Origin of the sequence: Anaerobacillus sp. (assembly GCF_046314235.1) — a bacterium.
Classification (GTDB): domain Bacteria; phylum Bacillota; class Bacilli; order Bacillales; family Anaerobacillaceae; genus Anaerobacillus.
Window position 1 is genome coordinate 83349 of the sequence record NZ_JBKBWN010000002.1, and the last position, 18108, is coordinate 101456.

The following is an 18108-nucleotide window of genomic DNA, read 5'->3' on the forward strand; positions in this document are numbered from 1 at the left end:
AATGTTCCTAAATTTTGGGATCTATTTAAAAGTGAAGGAGATTACATATGAAAAGAGCTAGATTAATCACGTTAGGATGTTTGCTGTTATTTGCCATTGTCGCTTGTTCAAATGCTGAAAAAACAGTTGAAGAGCCAGTAGCAGCTGAAGTACAGACTGAAGAGCAAAACATTGATGAAGAAGAAACGACTGAAGAAAACGAGGAAGAGGCAGAAAAGTTAGATGCTGAAATTGAGGAAGCAGAGGGTATTCACCATCATGATGATATCCCTTATGAATGGGCAGCAACATACAAACTCAAAGAAGGGACCTACTCACTTGTTTTTCATCAAAATGAATTTGGTGATGAAAGTATATTATTAGCGTTTATCCTTGAAAATAAAAATATAACCGATTTCGAACATCATGCTGCTCATCTATTTGAGGCAGATGCCCAAGAAGTAAAACAAACGGAAGTATTTCATGCTAAGCATGAATATGTTTATAACTTACTTTTGAATAAAGACCGTACAGACTTTACGTTTACAATTGTCGAAGGAGGAAGCTATCGAATTTTTGCTGAACACCATCCAGAGGAATTTAAAATGACGATTACGGATATTGATGGCAATGAGGTTGAAGCAGAAAATCCAATTGAGTATGAAGGCCATGAACATGGTCATAGTCATTAAAATCGGATAAGGGAGATGGTAGCATGAAGAAGTTGTCTTTTTTGATTGCTTTCCTATTGTTATTTCTGACACTTCAGCCATCACCATCTTTTGCGCACAGATTAGTTATAGAACCAAAAGAGACTGGTTTAATCAAAGTTGTCTACGAAGATGGTAGTTTTTCTACTCGAACAGTGGTTATTGTATATGATCGTCAAGGTAATGAAATTGAGCGAGGGACCCTTAATTCAGATGGCTACTATTTCTATGACGAGTCAGTTGCCCATTTTTTTGTGGCTGACGATAGTATTGGCCATCGAACCGAGTGGACGGTTGGAGAAGAAGTTGTTTATAAAACAGATCCACATCGCTGGATCACAGCAGGGGTCGTTAGTTTAATCCTAATTAGTATTGCTGTGTTTTTTTCATATCGAAGTAGACGTCGACCTAAGTGACTATTTATTGATAATTAGCGTTCCAAAAGCCGACGCCTTGTATGCCTTGTTTTTATAGAAACAGTAGTAGATGAAAGCCTACCAGTAAATAACTGGTGGGCTTTATCTATGTACTAGAAAAGCCTATTAAAATAGTCTACCCACTATTTTAAGGACAAACTAGTTATTAGCAATACGAAAATAATTAAGAGTATGAGTTGCTTTGAATTTTCTGAAGTTATCATACTTTTGCATAAAATCCTAAAAGTGGTATATTTACCCAAAATATAAAAGTCTAAACAGGTTAAAAAATTTGTCGAATTAACCGATATTATTGTAGAAAGGATAATTAATGTTTGATAGAAATTGTGCATGAGCGTCAAAATCAGGGCGTTCAAAGCTTATTATTCTATCCCAAACCTGTGTCATGTAGGTTATTACAATAATAATAGTTCCGTTGAAAGGGAGTATGTAATCGGTGATTTCAATTACTGAAATTAGGAGAAATGATGTAAAAAATAAAAATTTAATTTTATTATCGTTATTTTCTGTGACTATGCTATTAGGAATGCTTGAGGCATTTTTTACTTCGAATATTAAGAACGTTTTTATGTATGGCATCGAATGGACTGTTTTAGTTGCCGGATATTTTATACTTAAAAAAGTAGGGAAAGAACTCTTTTATAGTTATTTTTTCATTTTTATTGTTTACGCAGTATTGTTTTACTCAATGCTATCTAATTCAGGTGGCATTAGTGTTGTCTTTGTTGTTTTCTTTTTAACACTATTGTCGGCGTTACATTTTAATGTAGTGTTATTTAGTGGAAGTTTCGTCGTTGGTATGAGTAGTTTGATTATCAATCTAAATCTATCAGCTACTCCACAGCCTTTAGTAGAGGTTGCTTCTTTCTTAATATTAGTTTATACGCTTTTTGCGGCAGCATTGGCTTTGTTGATCCTAATGAATAAAAAACAAGCAAAACAACTAGAGTTATTTTTAGTGAAATCTGAGGAAGAAAAGCAAGCAAAGGAAGCGCAAAGAATACATTTAGAAAAAAATGTCGCTAGTATTGCCGACAAGATTGCAAACGTTAATCAACAAATTCAGGATAACTATCAGTCACAGCATGAAATGAAAGCAGCAATTGATGAAGTATCGTCAGCTAGTCAAACGCAAACAGATCAAATTCAAGATATTGCTGAAAACTCATCTGAAACGAAGTTATTGATGGTGAAATTGCACCAATCAATGACAGAACTTCAAACAGAGGCTGATGTTGCCCAAGGAGCTTCAGTGGAAGGTATGAAAAATGCCCGAGAATTATCGACGAACATGGACCAGTTACAGAAACTAGTCGAAAAGCTAAATCATACGTTTACGACATTAAGTACGAAAATTGAGGAAACGAATTCCTTTGCTAGTGTGATCGGTGATATAACGACTCAAACAAATTTACTAGCGTTAAACGCTTCAATTGAAGCAGCTCGTGCTGGCGAAGCAGGCAAAGGGTTCTCGGTCGTTGCTGAAGAAATTCGAAAACTTGCAGAAGTGACGAGTGGAACAACGGTAAAGATTACCAATAACTTAATTGAATTAAATACTCAAAGTGCAGCTGCTCTTTCAGAAATGACGACAAGTCAAAAGCAATTCGTTACGAGTAGAAATTCAACAACGCAAATGCTTGAATATTTTGAGCAGTTAAGTCAATTATTAAAAGATATTAGCTTTAAGTTTAAGAACGTCGACCAATTAACAAATGATGTAGAAACGAAAACAACCGTCATCGAGCAGGCGACGATAGAGTTAGCAGCGATTATTGAAGAAGAGGCTGCAAGTCTCGAAGAAATGAGCGCAACTATTGAAACGTTGAATGAAGATAATCGATTGATTTCGGAAAAAATGCAGCAAACGGCTCACGAAACGAAGTTGTTAAGAAGTTAAGCGAGCCATCTTTAGATATCTAAATATTTTCTAGCTGTCCCGTAAGTGCCAGCTCATCTTGGTGACGTTTATTTTAGTCGCGTGGTTGCCGAGATGACTGATACTTTCTGATAGGGACAGCTTTTTGAATTGGAAAATTCCAAAGGAAAAATAAAACCAATATAATGACCCGCCATTTACATGAGAGGGAACATTTTTTACAGACATTCAATAAATTTCATTCCTAGAAAACTTATCGACAACATATCCAGTCATTGTTCCAATTAAAGCACTTCCAGCGATATCAGTTGGATAATGATGTCCAACCCAAATTCGTGAAAACCCCATCAACGCGGATAATATGAACATCATTGCTCCAAGGATGCGATCCCGAAGGTAAATTGATGTGGCAATCGCAAAGGCTAGGGTCGTATGTTTACTTGGAAACGATGAATTCACTTTTGACGGTATAAGGATCCCAACTCTACGTTTCATAAACGGACGTGGCCTGTAAAAAAATAAGTTAACCACAAATCCGATAAACAACAAAACAATTATTGATCGTGCAGCATTAGTTGCACTTTTTCTGTCATAAAAATTCCGAAAGTAACTAACTACCATCGCTAAACCAAATAGATAGCGAAGCTTATTAGAAGCGAATATCATCAAGTTGTCTAGTAGATAAGAACGCCCCGATAGCCGATTAATAACTCTAAATAAATAATAATCCATGACACAAAACTCCTTACCTCATTGATATAGCTAATATTCCCAAGAAGAATGGAAAACATGTGATGCAGTAGCTGATTGACGTTTATTACAGGGAACTAGCTCATAACAGTTTGTGCTCATGTCGCCGTAATGGCGTTGCTATGTAAGCACGGGTACACAACAGAAAATTTGCCTACAGGACAAATTATCGCAGTATGCAATCTCGAAAATTGCTTGAAGGTGATTGAAAATCATCAAACATGGGCAATTCTTGAGGATGGGCGAGAAGTATCGGGGAATGATTACTTTCTGGGAGATTATAAGGTTGGCAACTATGCTTGGCTCGTTTCCGAAATGAAGATGCTAGAAACATTTATTCCAGCGAAAGGTCAACTTGGCTTATGGGAATATGAAGTGGAGAGGTAGGAAATTGTCAAGTTTCCTTTAACTAGTTTCGATTTATTTAGTTTACATAATATGATTATAGTAACGTGTAATTTCATTTTTATTACACTTTGTGATTTTCAAAGAAACAAGAAAAAGGGAACCTCCTAGCCCGACCAACTTAACGATTATTTTTTTTATAAATACAGTAAAACAATACCACTATTACCAATGATTGAAAATAGAGTTTTGTCGTAAAATGTAAAAATAAGTGAAAATATGGATAGATTTCAAAAATATGCAGTTTAAGATTCGAGAGAAAACCGTTTAGAATAGTTTAAAAAGCAATAAAAGGCTCAAAAATCCATCTATCTTGATGGATTTTGCGCTTTTTTTGTTTTTTAAAACGAAAATTCCATCTAGGTTTTATCTATAAATTAGCTTTGGAATCTCGTTACTATCCAAAACTCGTCCCTTTCTATCGAAAACTGTAATTTACTATCCAAAATCAATCCGTTTCTATCCGAAAACACTGATTTACTATCCAAACGAATTTTCCGTGGTGTAATCACCATTAATAGTTACAGTCCAAGTGCAAATGTCGTCAGCATACATAATCAAAATTAAACTTGCCCCTACTTCAAGGCATGATTTGTCCACCTGCTGAATAGTTTTAATTAATAGCAGTGAATTGACAAGCTGCTGAAATCTCGGGTCAATAATAATTTGTTTATTAATTGACTCCTTTTAGGAGGAAGTGCGATGGTAGAAGCTATTTTAAAATTGTTTATGACTGAACAGCAAGCACAGTCGATTTTGTCGAGTCCATTGATTGAATTTATTTTCATGGTGTTATTTGTAACCTTTGCGATAGCGGTTTTTGTCCATTTGATCATGTTTAGTCGATTGCGGAGAATCCGTAATTACTTAAATACATCAAATTCACTGGATATCGACCCATTAAACCGATTTCAAGCTGAATTTGAAATAAAAAATAAACAGGAATCGTTGAAAGTTGAAACATTTATTCAAAAGAAATTCTCGAGCTGGCGAATGTTTAATGTCCCAGTTGTTAGTCTCATAAAAATCATTCAGATGACGGTTTCAGTTTTTATATTAGTAGGTGTGTTAGGAACATTCATTGGCTTAACGATGTCACTAGGGAGTATTGATTCAACAGGCGATCAACTAGTGGAAAATGTTGCTTTGGTACTTGCGGGGATTGATGTAGCGTTTTATACAAGTATTGCCGGGATGAGCTTATCGTTACTTATGTCTGTCATTACACGAGTGGCCAATACTGAGTATTTGTTGACAGATATTATGTTGAAAACAGAGGGGTATTTAGAGGAGAATGAACCAGATGCGATGGCCCGTCTGATTAAAGTATCAGAAACGATTAATTCCTCGATTGTTCAGCTGCGGGAAACGAATGAAGAATCGTTACAAAGCATCGTCCAATCGTTCAAAGGTTTTCAAGATTATACAGTTGGCTTGCAGCAATCGGCCAAGGATCTAGCAAAGTTTAATGAAGGTCTATCACAAAACTTAAAGGATTTCACAGTTCTTTTTACTAGTATAAAAGAAGTAACAACAGGTTTTGAAAGTGGCGTGACGAAGTTAAATAAAAATTTCAGTCAATTATTCACGTATTTTAACAGCATGGATAAACGAAATGAGCTTCTGACAACTACATTTACAGAAACCTATAAAAAGATTAAAGAGTTGTCAACCTCACAAACCGATACGATGACTCAATTCCAAGCGGCTGTTGAGGATTGGAAAAACTATATATCTACGATTGCAGAAAGACAGGATTCAATTCATGCTTCGTTTGAGAGAATGATTGGCCAAAGTGATAATCTTGTGAAACTGATGAAGGAAAACAATCAGCAGTTTAAAGGAATATTTGGAAACGATTTAAGCTCAAAGCTAGCTGGGATCTCTACGTATTTAAAAGAACTTAAGAGTGACTTTGACAAACTTGGGAATTCGATTGTTCGACTTCCAGATGCGTTAGAGACGATCAACGTAGCTCAAGGTGAATATAAAAATCTCCTATCAGATCGGTTTGACGAACTGAAGGAATTTAATCGAGACTTTGGCAATCATTTAAAAACACATGCTGCTGACTCTCAAGCATTTGATAGGCAATTAAACGATGCAACAAGGTCTTATGAGCAAATCAGTATGAAAAATAACCAGTTACTAAGTGAAGTAAATCGAACAATCTCACAAATGAAAGATTCGTTTAACCACCGAGAAAGTCAAATTGAAGCGAGTGTTGGTATCCTAAAAGATACACTCTCAAGATATGTCAGTAATTTAGAAGGAAGCCTCGGTGATCGCTTAGATAAGGTTAGTAGAAACATTGGTGATTATGTCGTTGATATGAATGACACAATCAAAAAAGAATTTAAGCAAATAGGCGAAATTACCGAAGATAACCAACAAAGAAGTGCTCGCCATCTGCAGCAAGCGATTAATGAGCTTGGTCAAGAATTTCAAAATTTAAATCGCCTACTTCAGTCCCTGTCCCAAGAGGCAACAAGACAAAACTACCGAGTAAGGGTTGGTAGCAATGATTAATAAATATAAAAAATTGTTTAAAGGTGAACAGGAGGAAGGTCATTTTTGGCCCTCATTTACCGATTTATTAACGGCGATTTTACTTTGTTTTATCCTCATCTTTATTATTATGATGGTGATAAAATCCTTCCAAATTGAAGAGATGAAACGCACGATTGACCAAATTATGGGTGTTCGCGTTGATTTAATTAATGATTTAAATGAAGAATTTAACGACTCCACACTTGGAATTGAAATTGATGAAAAAACAGGCGCATTGATCTTTAATACAGATATTTTGTTTGAATTCGATGAAGCTGTTTTAAAACCTGTGGCTTTCGAGTTTTTAGATGAGTTTGTTCCTGCATACTTAGATGTGCTCCTAGAAAGAGGATATGAAACCTACATCTCTGAAATTATTATTGAAGGTCATGCAGACCGGACAGGGAGTTATTTGTATAACTTAGAGCTATCCCAACAACGGGCCTTTAGTGTCGCTGAGTATATTTTAAGTGATGCCTTTCCATACAAAAACATTCAAGAACATTTGCAGGAAAAATTAACAGTAAACGGAAAGTCCTATACCGATGGGCGGACCGATGCAAATGGTAAGTACAGCCATAAAGATTCTCGCCGTGTCGAATTCAAATTCCGACTAAAAGATCAAGAGATCTTAGAGAAAACACGTGAGCTGCTAGGGAAATAGGTTTGGAAAAAGCGAACAACTAGTTAGTTAAGGAAAGTTGCTAAGGCAGTTAAGTTTCGGGAAAATATAGAGATATTTTTATAATATAGCATTTAACATTGTCTAGGGGCATTTCTTCAAGAAGGAGAAATGTTCTTTTTGTCTAATGTTATATGGTAGACTTGGAATTTTTCTAGACAAGTTCTCGCTCAGAACGCGCGAAAGAAGGTGCCTAACTTTTACATTCTGTTTTAATTGATGTTTTTAGTCTTTGTTACTTGACTTACGTTTGTGGAGGTTAAGACGTTTTTTGATGGAGTAAGGCAACTAGAAACTTTTATTTATAAATGACGTCTTATTATAAAAAGGTTAGGAGTGCTAATCTATGAATATAGTAAGAATTACAATTCTGCTACTGTGCATAATGATTTCTATGCTTGGCTGTCAGGTAACTCCAAAAAGTAGCCCAATAATTCCAGATAGCAATGGAAAGTTAGTGAAGAGCTTGGAATTTGAAGCTCAGTATATTCGTACAGATGGATATATTGACGCAATTAGCTATCCAGTCATTTCAATTATTCATTCAACTGATGAACTAAATGAGTATTACCTCAAAAATAAGGACATTTATTATCTTGATAAGAGGTCAGAGGTTATAGGTAATTCAACGATTGGTTTCTTGGGTGCCGTTGAAAAATATGACAATGCTTATTTTAACGACAGTGTTCTTGTGCTCTTGTTGTTGGAGGAAGGCAGCGGTTCGATTCGACATCAGATTACAGACATCAAACGGAACGAAGGTTTTGTTGAAATCTCTATCAACAAATTGGTTCCGAATTACGGAACAGATGATATTGCACAGTGGCATATTATCGTTGAACTTCAGAAAGGCACAATCAGTGATTCTGAAATTAAAGTCGTCATTAAATAAGTAGACCTAGGGCGGGCTCTGCTTTATCTCTTTAGAAATATCTGCTCGAATTAATATTAAAGGTTGTGTTTTATGGAGTGTTTAGGATGTAAATTAGTTAATAAAGAAGAACCAGTTTATGTTGTCTATGAAGATGATTATGTTTGTTGTATTTTAGACCACGCCCCATTTAACGAAGGGCACGTTTTAATTTTGCCTAAAAAACATTTTTATGACGTAGAAGAACTTGATGACGATACTGCAAATGCAATTATGAAGGCATCTAAGCTAATATCGAAGACTATCAAACATTTATTTACCCCTGATGGAATTACCATTTGCCAAAACGGTGGGATTTTCAATGAATTAACACACTATCATATGCACGTTGTACCAAGATACAAGCATCAATCATTTGCGGATTTCTATTTAGATGTTGATGTAGATAGAGAAGTAGGCACTCATTTAATAGAAACGAAAAAAAAGCTAAGTAAGGCGATTCAAGATATTTCTAACAATATCAGAGCTTAAATTTTTTAACATTTGGAGGTTTAAAACGATGAAAATTATTAAGGATAAGAGAAGGAGTTTTGACTTAGAAGAATTTCTTAATAAGCCACTTTTCGCACATTTATCGACTGTCGTTGGCGATGAACCTAGGGATTCTCCCGTTTGGTTCCATTGGGAAAAAAACGAACTTTGGATCATAGGCACATCTTCAGATACTTTTCCTAAAAGAATAAAAAATAATCCAAAATGTGCAGTCGGGATCGTTGATTTCAATCCTAAAAAAGGGTTGGTTTTACACGCTGGTTTTAGAGGCACCGCAACTGTTGAACCTTTTGTCGAAACAATTGCTAATCGATTACTTTCAAGGTATTTAGGAGCGGACATGAATGGTTGGGACCCGCGTTTTCGAAATTTAGATGACAGTAATGTTTTAATACGTTTTGTGCCTGAGACTGTGGTAGTTCGTGACCAATCATACTTAGAGCCAAAAGTTATGTTACGTGATAAATTCTAATAGAGACGGATTAATGATTAGCCTTACCGGACTTCAGTCCATAAAAACGACTTCAACACTATCAAAAAAGCACTAGGAACAAGTGTACTGCACGCAAAAGCTAGCTTAACAAACTATCTTTTAGCGGTCACTTAGGTTTCCTAGTGCTTTTCAATTCCAAAGCATTTTTCAAAACGAGTATTAGATGATTTGTAAGCCTCTTTGAATCAATGAATTGAGTTCGTTGTTTGATGTTTGTAATTGTTGTAAATCGTTTCTAAGATCAGCCTCTAACTCTGGTAACCACTTATACTTGTTCAGTAACTCAACGATTTCTAACCTTAAGAGCCAGTCATGAGGATAGTTTTGGCTGAGTTGCTCCGCTACTAGTTGGAGTAGGGCAGGCGAGTCTTTTTGCTTTGTTTCTCTAAAATCCCTTACTTGCTGATATAAACTATCTAGTGGAGAGGGCTCATTTGCATTCGTTGCGTTATGTTCCTGCGCTTCATCGATCGTATAATAGGCTTCGCCGTCTGCTGCGCCACCATATACAGAAGGGATTGAAGCACCAACGGCCATATCGTAAAGACCCCACTCTGGATCGAATAAAATTTCGTCTTTATAGGTTACAAGACAGTTTTCAAAAGTTATCAGTTGGATTAGATCGTCTTGTTTTAAAATTGTTTTGACCGTTCCTTTGACTTGGACGCCAGACTCAAAGCTAAGCGCACATTCTTGTCCTGTTACAATACCAGCCTCCGTTAATTGAAGATCTGTATATTTTTCTAGAGGGTCGGGATTTCCTTTAAGTTTTCCAATCGGTGCACCAAACCCATCTGGGTGTGTCGCTGTTCCATGCCCGGAAATTTCACTGTTTTTATAGGCTAGGGCTGTTGGACCTAGCATTTTTAAATAGATTGCTTCATTTTCATAATTATAAAGGATCTCGTTTAGAACGCCAGTTACTTGGAGACCTGAGCTGTATTCAATTGTCGCAATGTTGGCAGATTGCTTTGCTTTCTCTAAGCTTTCTGTGCCACCTTTCATAAAGGCCATTTGTTTTGAAAATTCCTTTAGACCCTCGGTCAATTGTTCAAAGTCTTTGCAAACAAATAATTGCGGCTGTGGCTTTGTTATATCAAAGCTCGTATTAATAATCGTCGTTAAGTCAAAGGGGATTTTTTCGACATCAGCATTTAAGGCATTACTTCCTTCTGAAACAGATGACAAAAGGCCAGCTCCATAGATTTTAGGAGCATCAAGGTCGCCGATGAGGCCATATTCGACTGTCCACCAGTAAAGTCTAGAGATTTTTTCTGCTTCAGAAACACCTTTGATCGTTGCTGCAACTTCATCAATCATTTCCTTCGCACGAGCTATTTCCGCCTCAGTAGATTCACCTTTTTCAAGAAGGTTAGAATAATAACGGACTGCCTCAAATAGGTCATGTTCTTCTTTTGTCGCAATCGCTTTTTTGCCGATATTTCCAAATAACTTTACGTACTCGGAATACTTTTGATCACAAAGAATTGGCGCATGACCAGCTGCTTCATGAATAATATCAGGAGCAGGGGTATACTGGATGTTTTCTAGTTTGCGAATTTCTGCAACAACCGGGAGAATCCCATTTGCTTGAAACTCGAAAAATGCTACGCCAGGGATAAAGCCATCAATCGTAGCTGCTCCCCAACCATAGGGGGCTAGGCATTCATTCATGTGGTCAACGTTTGGAAGTTGTTCGATTGAAATTCCAGAAGCCTTTAACCCCTCAATATAGGCATCATGGGCGATATCTTTTAGTGTGTGATGATTTTGTCGCATCACATATCTCCAGACAGCATGATTAATTGCTGTATACTGATCATATTCTTGGGTCACCGTGTATTTCTGTAAATGTTTTGGTATTTTCCTAGTTTGCATTGAAACAACTCCTCTCGAAATATTAATATATTTTTAAACGAAAACGCTTACAAAATATCACTTAAAATGATCGTAAAACTCGTCATACTGTTCTGATAATTTAAAATCCAATTTGGTTAAACCGTTGGCATTCCAAGAAGAGAGGCGGATTTTTACAATCTTGTAGTCGATTGAAATAAATGGGTGGTGGTTGACTTCCTCCGAAGCGTTCGCAACTTTCTGGACAAATTCGATGCCAGTTAAGTATTCTTTAAATCGGTATTTTTTTTCAATCCATTTTTCATCGACTAACTTCCAATCTTTTGCTTCTGATAAAAAATGAGTTACTTTTTCTTCTGTTAGTTTTTCCACGGGCATACAATCCTTTCATTCTTGTTCTTTACATTATAATTCCAGTTACCTTATAAAGACAATTTTAGAGACTTTGTGATTTCTTAAAGTGGTGGTAGACTACAAGATTTCGAGGCCAAGTAGTCAGCCATTTTCTCGTAAAATTGCCTAGGGCTATCAGCGCTAATATTTTTACCGTCGATCAGAGCAAATGGTTGTACCAAACATTGACCACAATAGTTTAAACATTTGTCATCGACGACATCGACTGTAGGGAGTTGTTTTACGTTATTTTTCAGTACTGATAATTCATTTTTAAAATTGAGTGGGCAAAATTTGAGTTCAGTTCTCATCAATAAAACTCCTTAGCAACGTTTTATTGTAGTGATTATAGTAAAGATGAAAATAAAATTGCAAGAATAGATGTGAAAGCTAAAACGCTTTAACGTGATAGACTATTAAAACTTTACCTATGTACAGAATTTATGCGTTTATGTATGCGCTTGCATGAGATTATTTTGAATATTATTATTATTGTAATAGTGTAAATATAACAAATAAGGGGGATTTATAAAATGACAAATGATTTATCAAATGTTAGCAATCAAACAGAGAAGAACAATAGCTTCGATGTGGAAAGTTTTCACCACATGGAAATTTATACGGGTAATGCTAAGCAGGCAGCCTATTATTTTTGTCATGCGTTTGGTTTTCAAATTAAAGCGTATCGTGGCCTTGAAACAGGGTGTCGTGATCGCGTTTCATATGTTCTCGAACAAGGTGCAATTCGTCTAGTTGTCTCTGGTTCATTATCGGATAACACGGATATCTCTTCGTTTATAAAGCAGCATGGTGATGGTGCAAAGGATATTGCTTTAACTGTATCGAATGTTGAAGAGGCATATAAAGGTGTAGTTGAGCGTGGTGGCATTGCGATTAAATCACCTTGGACTGAGAGTGATGAGAACGGTTCAGTAAAAAAAGCGATTATCGGGACATATGGTGATACGGTCCATACATTAATTGAATTACAGGACTACAAAGGTGCTTTTTTACCTGGCTACCAAGCGTATGAAGGGGCTAATTTTGCTACGCCATCAGGTTTAATTGGGATTGACCACGTTGTCGGAAATGTAGAAAGCATGGAAGAGTGGACGACTTATTACGAGAAAGTATTTGATTTTACGGTTTTAAGACACTTTGATGACGACGATATCTCCACAGAATATTCAGCGCTCATGTCAAAGGTGATGACAAATGGAACAGGAAGAATTAAGTTCCCAATTAACGAACCTGCCGAAGGAAAACGAAAATCACAAATCCAAGAATACTTAGATTTTTACAACGGACCTGGGGTTCAGCATATGGCCCTTTTAACAAATGATATTATCGCAACGATTAAATCGTTAAGAGAGAAGGGCGTTGAATTCCTTAATACGCCTGAGACCTATTACGAAGAATTGAGTGATCGCGTTGGTGATATTGACGAAGATATTAAGAAGCTTAAAGAGCTTAGTATTTTAGTAGATCGAGATGATGAAGGATATCTTCTACAAATTTTCACAAAACCAATCGTCGATCGTCCAACTTTGTTTATCGAGATCATTCAAAGAAAAGGTGCGCGAGGTTTTGGTGAAGGAAACTTTAAAGCATTATTTGAGTCGATTGAACGTGAACAAGAACGTCGCGGCAATATTTAGGTAGCTAGCGATGAAAGGAGTGATTGTTGTGAAATCTAGTACTCAATCTTTCTTATCTGGCTTAATCGATTATGCGGGTCTTTTCCCGCCTTCACAGCTACCGTTAGCAGAAGCGGTGCAAAATTATCGAACCTATCAATCTGATCAGGATTCATGGATGCTAGGTCGCTTCATCATTCCAGCAGCGAGTTTAGCTGAACTAGACCCTTATGTTTTGCTCTTTTCAGAAAAAAATAGATTGAACATCGCAGCGATCGGGCAGCGCAGTACAGATGCAGATCATTGTCTTGAGACACTTGAGGATGATCTGAATAGAATTTCTACTTTTCGCAGCAACCAGAAAGAGAAGGTGCATGTCAGTGTATTAGAACTGCCTCTGCCGCCAATCATTCCTAATGGTCATTTGCTTAGGGGCATCGGTAATGAGACGAGCAAGCATGGTTTGCAAACATTCTGTGAAATGACGCTACCTTTAAATGTTGAGTGGGTTGACAATATGCTAAAAACGATTGATGAAATTGCTGAACATAACCGTAAAAGTGACGTCGTCCTTGGCTTGAAATTACGAACAGGTGGACTTACGGCTGACGCCTTTCCGACTGCAGATCAAGTAGCGACTGTGCTTGTTGGTTGTTATGAGCGAAGAATTCCACTAAAGTTCACGGCTGGCCTGCATCATCCGATTCGTATGTATCGCAAGGAAGTAGATGCAAAAATGCATGGGTTTTTAAATGTTTTTACCGCAGGAATGGTGGCGAGAGTCCACCGGTTAGATATTGCAACGACTGCCGAAATTCTAGCTGACGAGGATGGTTCTCATTTTCGGTTTACCGAAAAAGGATTGTTCTGGAAAGACTTAGGCGTTTCGGTTTCAGAGATAAAACAACTTCGACAAGAAGGGCTTTGTTCGTATGGAAGTTGCAGCTTTACCGAACCGCGTGAAGGTCTTCAGTTGCAAAAAATACGTTAGAGATTTTTCCGAGCGCATGAACCTACTGTTGCAAGAGTAGGATTGCTTTTGCGACACTGTTTGTTCCTTACAAGCGCTCGGAATCAATTTTTTTAAAGGAGGTTTATCAAATACATGAAGTCATTTATTCAAGTCGATCCTTCCTCACATTTTCCGATCCAAAACTTACCTTACGGGGTTTTTCGACCGCTAAGTGGTGGTAATGCCCGTATTGGCGTAGCGATCGGCGATTATGTGTTGGATCTTTCTGTGATAGAAGCTGCTGGACTTTTTAAAGAAGCTGGTATCCAAACAGACATTTTTAATCAACCAACACTTAATGCCTTTATGGAGCTAGGGAGTAATGCCTGGAAAAAAGTACGTACAAAGCTTCAATTACTATTAAGTGAAGATGAGCCAACGTTAAGGGACGATGAAACACTTCGTAGTCAGGCGCTAATTAGTCAAAATGATGTAGAGTTACTATTACCAGCTCAAATTGGTGACTATACCGATTTTTATGCATCAAAAGAACATGCAACAAACGTTGGGACGATGTTTCGTGGCAAAGAAAACGCGCTAATGCCTAACTGGACGCATTTACCGATCGGGTATCACGGTAGGGCAAGCTCGGTCGTTGTTAGTGGCACTGATGTCCGACGACCTAAAGGGCAAATGAAGCCGCCAACAGCTGACGCGCCAATCTTTGGTCCGAGTAAACAGCTCGACATGGAATTAGAGATGGGTTGGTTTATTGGACCGGGTAATGAACAAGGCAAGCCAATCGCAATTACTGATGCAGAAGATCAAATCTTCGGTCTCGTTTTAGTTAATGACTGGAGTGCTCGTGATATTCAAGCATGGGAGTATCAGCCACTTGGGCCGTTTCTTGCTAAAAGTTTTGCGACGTCGATCTCACCTTGGGTCGTACCGCTAGAGGCACTTGAGCCGTTTCGTGTCCAAGGTCCAAAGCAAGAACCTACGCCATTAACTTATCTTCAAAAAAATCGTGCAAGCTCGTTTAATATTAACCTTGAAGTATATTTAAAGAGTCAAGAAATGGAAACAGCGCAAAAAATCGTTTCGACTAATTTCAACTACCTTTACTGGAGCATGGCCCAGCAAATTAGTCATCACACAATTACTGGTTGTAACTTACGTCCTGGCGACCTCCTCGCATCGGGAACAATTAGCGGTCCGAAGAAAGAGGAGCGTGGCAGTTTATTAGAGCTTAGCTGGCGCGGAACTGAGCCAATTGAAATGAACAATGGTGAACAACGCGTTTGGCTAGAAGATGGAGATTTGTTAACGATGACTGGATGGTGCCAAGGAGATGGCTATCGAATCGGCTTTGGTGAGGTAACAGGACGAATTCTTCCAGCCTACGATTAACATTTAAAGGGGGATCGTAACATGCCTTTCTATAAACAAATGGGGAAAATCCCACGGAAGCGACACACTGTTTTTCGAAAAGAGGATGGTTCGTTATATCGGGAACAAGTCATGGGAACAAAAGGTTTTTCAGGAATTCAATCAATTTTGTATCACCACAATCCGCCAACACGAATGATCAGGTCTGAGCTGTTAAAGGATTGTCGAATTCAGTATGAAGACCAAGCTGACCTTGCGCCACGTCATCTTCGCTCGAATTACTATACAGATTTAACTGATGCCGTCATGGGTAGACATTATATTTTAGGGAACGAAGATGTCCTCATCGGTGTTGTTAATCCAACGAAGAAGATGGACTATTTTTACCGCAATGGTGATGGCGACGAAGTTTTGTTCGTCCATTATGGGTCTGGTAAGGTTGAAACGACGTTTGGAACACTCACCTATAAACCAGGGGATTACATTGTTTTACCAATCGGCACGATATACCGAGTTGTTCCAGACATCGGCGAGTCTAAAATGTTAGTCATCGAAACGAACAGTTGGATAACAACACCGAAACGTTATCGCAATCCACATGGGCAATTACTCGAGCATAGCCCATTTTGCGAGCGTGACTTTCATGGGCCGGAGAGGTTAGAGACATATGTAGAAACAAAGGAGTATGAAGTTCGAACGAAATCAAGAGGATTTTTGCACTCTCATGTATTTGGACATCATCCGTTAGACGTTGTTGGTTGGGATGGCTATCTTTTCCCGTACATTTTTCCCGTTGAAGATTTTGAGCCGATCACAGGCCGAATTCATATGCCACCGCCAATTCATCAAACGTTTGAAGCAAACAACTTTGTCATCTGCTCGTTTGTTCCGCGGATGTATGATTATCACCCGGAAGCGGTACCAACACCTTACTATCATAGTAATGTCGATAGTGATGAAGTTCTTTATTATGTAAAAGGCAATTTTATGAGTCGCAAAGGGATTGAGGAAGGTTCATTTACACTACATCCATCCGGCATTCCACATGGACCACACCCAGGGACGATCGAAGCAAGCATTGGCAAGAAAGAAACATTTGAGTTAGCGGTCATGATTGATACATTCCGCCCATTGAAAGTCGTAAAACAAGCGCACCCATTAGAAGATAAAGCCTACAAGTACAGCTGGATTTAGGTACCACGATATTGGTGCCAGGCACCATTTCTTCAGTTTAGGTGCCTGGCACCTAAATTGTGCTACTTTTAGAGTTTGCTACAGTAGAGTTTCTGTGTTTGGCTAATAACTGGCCTCGTTTGGATAGTAAATTCAATTTTTGGATAGTTAACGACTCAATTTGGCTAATAATCACACTCATTTGGATAGTAAACCAAATTTCTGGCTTGAAAAAATTACTCAATTCAACTGAATAATGCCTATTTAACAAAAAAAGTAACAATCGAGCCCAAAAATTACGGGTAGATTGTTACTTTTTAGCTTTAATTAGTGCAATTCATTAATTTTTTTGTTTAAGGTTATCGAGCGTTGCGTTAATCTCACCACCAATAACTAAGATTAAGCCACTCAAGTAGAACCATAGCATTAAAATAATGACACCACCTAAACTTCCATAGGTTGCAGTAAAGTTATTGAAGTTTGATATGTACAGTGAAAATCCAAACGAGATAAGTTGCCAACTGATTGTCGCTAAAAGTGCACCATAGATGACATCGCGAAAGGCCAGCTTCCGATTTGGAGCAATCTTATAAAGTAGCATTAAGATGGCTGTCATAATGACAACGCCAACGACCCACCGAAGACGATTTAAGGTAACAAAAGTACCCTCGGATAGAGGGAAAATATCGTTAATACCAGTTAAGATTGCATTACCAAAAACAGGGAGCAGTAGTGTAACAAAAAATACTGTCACCATCCCTAGTGTTAAAAATATTGACATAAATCTAATCCGAAAGAATGATCGAGTTTCATCGATATTATGAGCGCGGTTAAGTGCTCGTATCAAAGCATTTATTCCATTAGAGGCTGTCCACAAAGTAGCTAAAATACCAAACGAGAGTAATCCACCTTTAGGCTCTGCGATGACTTCTAAAATTGTACCTGTAAAAAGCTCTGCTAACTCGGGAGGAGCATAGTCATGAACAAAGCTGTAAATTTGTTCATTATCAATTGGTAAATAAGGGAGTAATGACAAAATAAAAATCAGAAGTGGGAAAATCGATAGCATAAAGTAATAGGCCAATGTAGCAGCCCAATCTTGTACTGGATCTTTTTTCAATTGTTCGTAAAATTCTTTTGAAAATGAATGTACGTGTCTTAATTTCAACTAAAATACACCGCCTTAATGTACTGCTAATTATTTATTGCCCATTTTTCTTGATAATTAAACAGAGGTTAAATTTTATGGGAGCCAAAAAACAATCCAACGTCAATCATTTCATTTTGTAAAAGTTATACTTGTTTTTTCTCGAATTTTTTTTAAAAAGTCTAGGATGCCTTCTTTGGTCATTTTAACACTTTCTTAAAAGTGATTACCAATAATTTAGAATATTTAAAA

The 18108-nt window shown here is 37.5% G+C and carries 18 protein-coding genes; 13 read left to right on the forward strand and 5 right to left on the reverse strand.

Going from position 1 to position 18108, the window contains the following annotated elements; genetic code table 11:
- The first annotated feature begins 47 nt into the window (after window positions 1-47).
- The 3 genes from ACK4M9_RS02440 (at window position 48) to ACK4M9_RS02450 (ending at window position 3026) form a co-directional block, all read left to right on the forward strand.
- Window positions 48-671 (forward strand): hypothetical protein, encoded by a 624-nt coding sequence (locus ACK4M9_RS02440; RefSeq protein WP_409847540.1) that lies wholly within the window; start codon window positions 48-50, stop codon window positions 669-671.
- A gap of 23 nt (window positions 672-694) precedes the next feature.
- On the forward strand, window positions 695-1105 hold the full coding sequence (locus ACK4M9_RS02445; RefSeq protein ID WP_409847543.1) for a hypothetical protein: 411 nt from the start codon (window positions 695-697) through the stop codon (window positions 1103-1105).
- A gap of 457 nt (window positions 1106-1562) precedes the next feature.
- Complete coding sequence (locus tag ACK4M9_RS02450; RefSeq protein ID WP_409847546.1) at window positions 1563-3026, forward strand: methyl-accepting chemotaxis protein; 1464 nt, start codon at window positions 1563-1565, stop codon at window positions 3024-3026.
- A 207-nt stretch (window positions 3027-3233) separates the two neighbouring features.
- Here ACK4M9_RS02450 and ACK4M9_RS02455 read toward each other — a convergent pair whose 3' ends face one another.
- Window positions 3234-3737, reverse strand: coding sequence for an undecaprenyl-diphosphatase (locus ACK4M9_RS02455; protein WP_409847549.1), 504 nt, complete (start codon window positions 3735-3737; stop codon window positions 3234-3236).
- A gap of 129 nt (window positions 3738-3866) precedes the next feature.
- Here ACK4M9_RS02455 and ACK4M9_RS02460 point away from each other — a divergent pair, with 129 nt between their 5' ends.
- From ACK4M9_RS02460 to ACK4M9_RS02485, 6 genes are all read left to right on the forward strand, one after another.
- Window positions 3867-4142, forward strand: a complete 276-nt coding sequence (locus tag ACK4M9_RS02460; RefSeq protein ID WP_409847551.1) for a hypothetical protein — start codon at window positions 3867-3869, stop codon at window positions 4140-4142.
- Between the two features lie 720 nt (window positions 4143-4862).
- On the forward strand, window positions 4863-6689 hold the full coding sequence (locus ACK4M9_RS02465) for a MotA/TolQ/ExbB proton channel family protein (RefSeq protein WP_409847554.1): 1827 nt from the start codon (window positions 4863-4865) through the stop codon (window positions 6687-6689).
- The gene (locus tag ACK4M9_RS02470; RefSeq protein ID WP_409847557.1) at window positions 6682-7374 is read left to right on the forward strand and encodes an OmpA family protein; all 693 of its coding nucleotides are present in this window, start codon (window positions 6682-6684) and stop codon (window positions 7372-7374) included. The genes ACK4M9_RS02465 and ACK4M9_RS02470 overlap by 8 nt, the downstream gene beginning before the upstream one ends.
- Window positions 7375-7738: 364 nt before the next feature.
- Window positions 7739-8284, forward strand: coding sequence for a hypothetical protein (locus ACK4M9_RS02475; protein ID WP_409847559.1), 546 nt, complete (start codon window positions 7739-7741; stop codon window positions 8282-8284).
- A gap of 72 nt (window positions 8285-8356) precedes the next feature.
- The gene (locus ACK4M9_RS02480) at window positions 8357-8794 is read left to right on the forward strand and encodes an HIT family protein (protein ID WP_409847560.1); all 438 of its coding nucleotides are present in this window, start codon (window positions 8357-8359) and stop codon (window positions 8792-8794) included.
- Between the two features lie 28 nt (window positions 8795-8822).
- A complete protein-coding gene (locus ACK4M9_RS02485) occupies window positions 8823-9287 on the forward strand; it encodes a pyridoxamine 5'-phosphate oxidase family protein (protein ID WP_409847562.1) in 465 nt (154 codons plus the stop codon).
- Window positions 9288-9467: 180 nt separating this feature from the next.
- Here the strand turns inward: ACK4M9_RS02485 and ACK4M9_RS02490 are convergent, their stop codons facing one another.
- The 3 genes from ACK4M9_RS02490 to ACK4M9_RS02500 all read right to left on the reverse strand — a co-directional run bounded on the left by ACK4M9_RS02490 (window position 9468) and on the right by ACK4M9_RS02500 (window position 11869).
- Window positions 9468-11186 carry an aromatic amino acid hydroxylase gene (locus ACK4M9_RS02490; protein ID WP_409847565.1) on the reverse strand — a complete coding sequence of 573 codons (1719 nt, stop codon included), beginning with the start codon at window positions 11184-11186 and terminating at the stop codon, window positions 9468-9470.
- 57 nt (window positions 11187-11243) lie between these two features.
- Window positions 11244-11543: a 4a-hydroxytetrahydrobiopterin dehydratase gene (locus tag ACK4M9_RS02495; RefSeq protein ID WP_409847567.1), complete on the reverse strand. Its 300-nt coding sequence runs from the start codon at window positions 11541-11543 to the stop codon at window positions 11244-11246.
- 77 nt (window positions 11544-11620) lie between these two features.
- Window positions 11621-11869, reverse strand: coding sequence for a DUF1450 domain-containing protein (locus tag ACK4M9_RS02500; RefSeq protein WP_409847570.1), 249 nt, complete (start codon window positions 11867-11869; stop codon window positions 11621-11623).
- A 222-nt stretch (window positions 11870-12091) separates the two neighbouring features.
- Here ACK4M9_RS02500 and hppD point away from each other — a divergent pair, with 222 nt between their 5' ends.
- The 4 genes from hppD to ACK4M9_RS02520 all read left to right on the forward strand — a co-directional run bounded on the left by hppD (window position 12092) and on the right by ACK4M9_RS02520 (window position 16730).
- Window positions 12092-13216 (forward strand): 4-hydroxyphenylpyruvate dioxygenase, encoded by a 1125-nt coding sequence (hppD, locus tag ACK4M9_RS02505; protein ID WP_409847573.1) that lies wholly within the window; start codon window positions 12092-12094, stop codon window positions 13214-13216.
- Between the two features lie 28 nt (window positions 13217-13244).
- A complete protein-coding gene (locus tag ACK4M9_RS02510; RefSeq protein WP_409847576.1) occupies window positions 13245-14186 on the forward strand; it encodes a hypothetical protein in 942 nt (313 codons plus the stop codon).
- Window positions 14187-14300: 114 nt separating this feature from the next.
- The gene (fahA, locus tag ACK4M9_RS02515; RefSeq protein ID WP_409847577.1) at window positions 14301-15557 is read left to right on the forward strand and encodes a fumarylacetoacetase; all 1257 of its coding nucleotides are present in this window, start codon (window positions 14301-14303) and stop codon (window positions 15555-15557) included.
- 21 nt (window positions 15558-15578) lie between these two features.
- Window positions 15579-16730: a homogentisate 1,2-dioxygenase gene (locus tag ACK4M9_RS02520; protein WP_409847580.1), complete on the forward strand. Its 1152-nt coding sequence runs from the start codon at window positions 15579-15581 to the stop codon at window positions 16728-16730.
- Between the two features lie 319 nt (window positions 16731-17049).
- On the opposite strand, the gene ACK4M9_RS02525 is transcribed toward ACK4M9_RS02520, so the two are convergent.
- Window positions 17050-17877: a YihY/virulence factor BrkB family protein gene (locus ACK4M9_RS02525; RefSeq protein WP_409847582.1), complete on the reverse strand. Its 828-nt coding sequence runs from the start codon at window positions 17875-17877 to the stop codon at window positions 17050-17052.
- Between the last annotated feature and the right edge of the window lie 231 nt (window positions 17878-18108).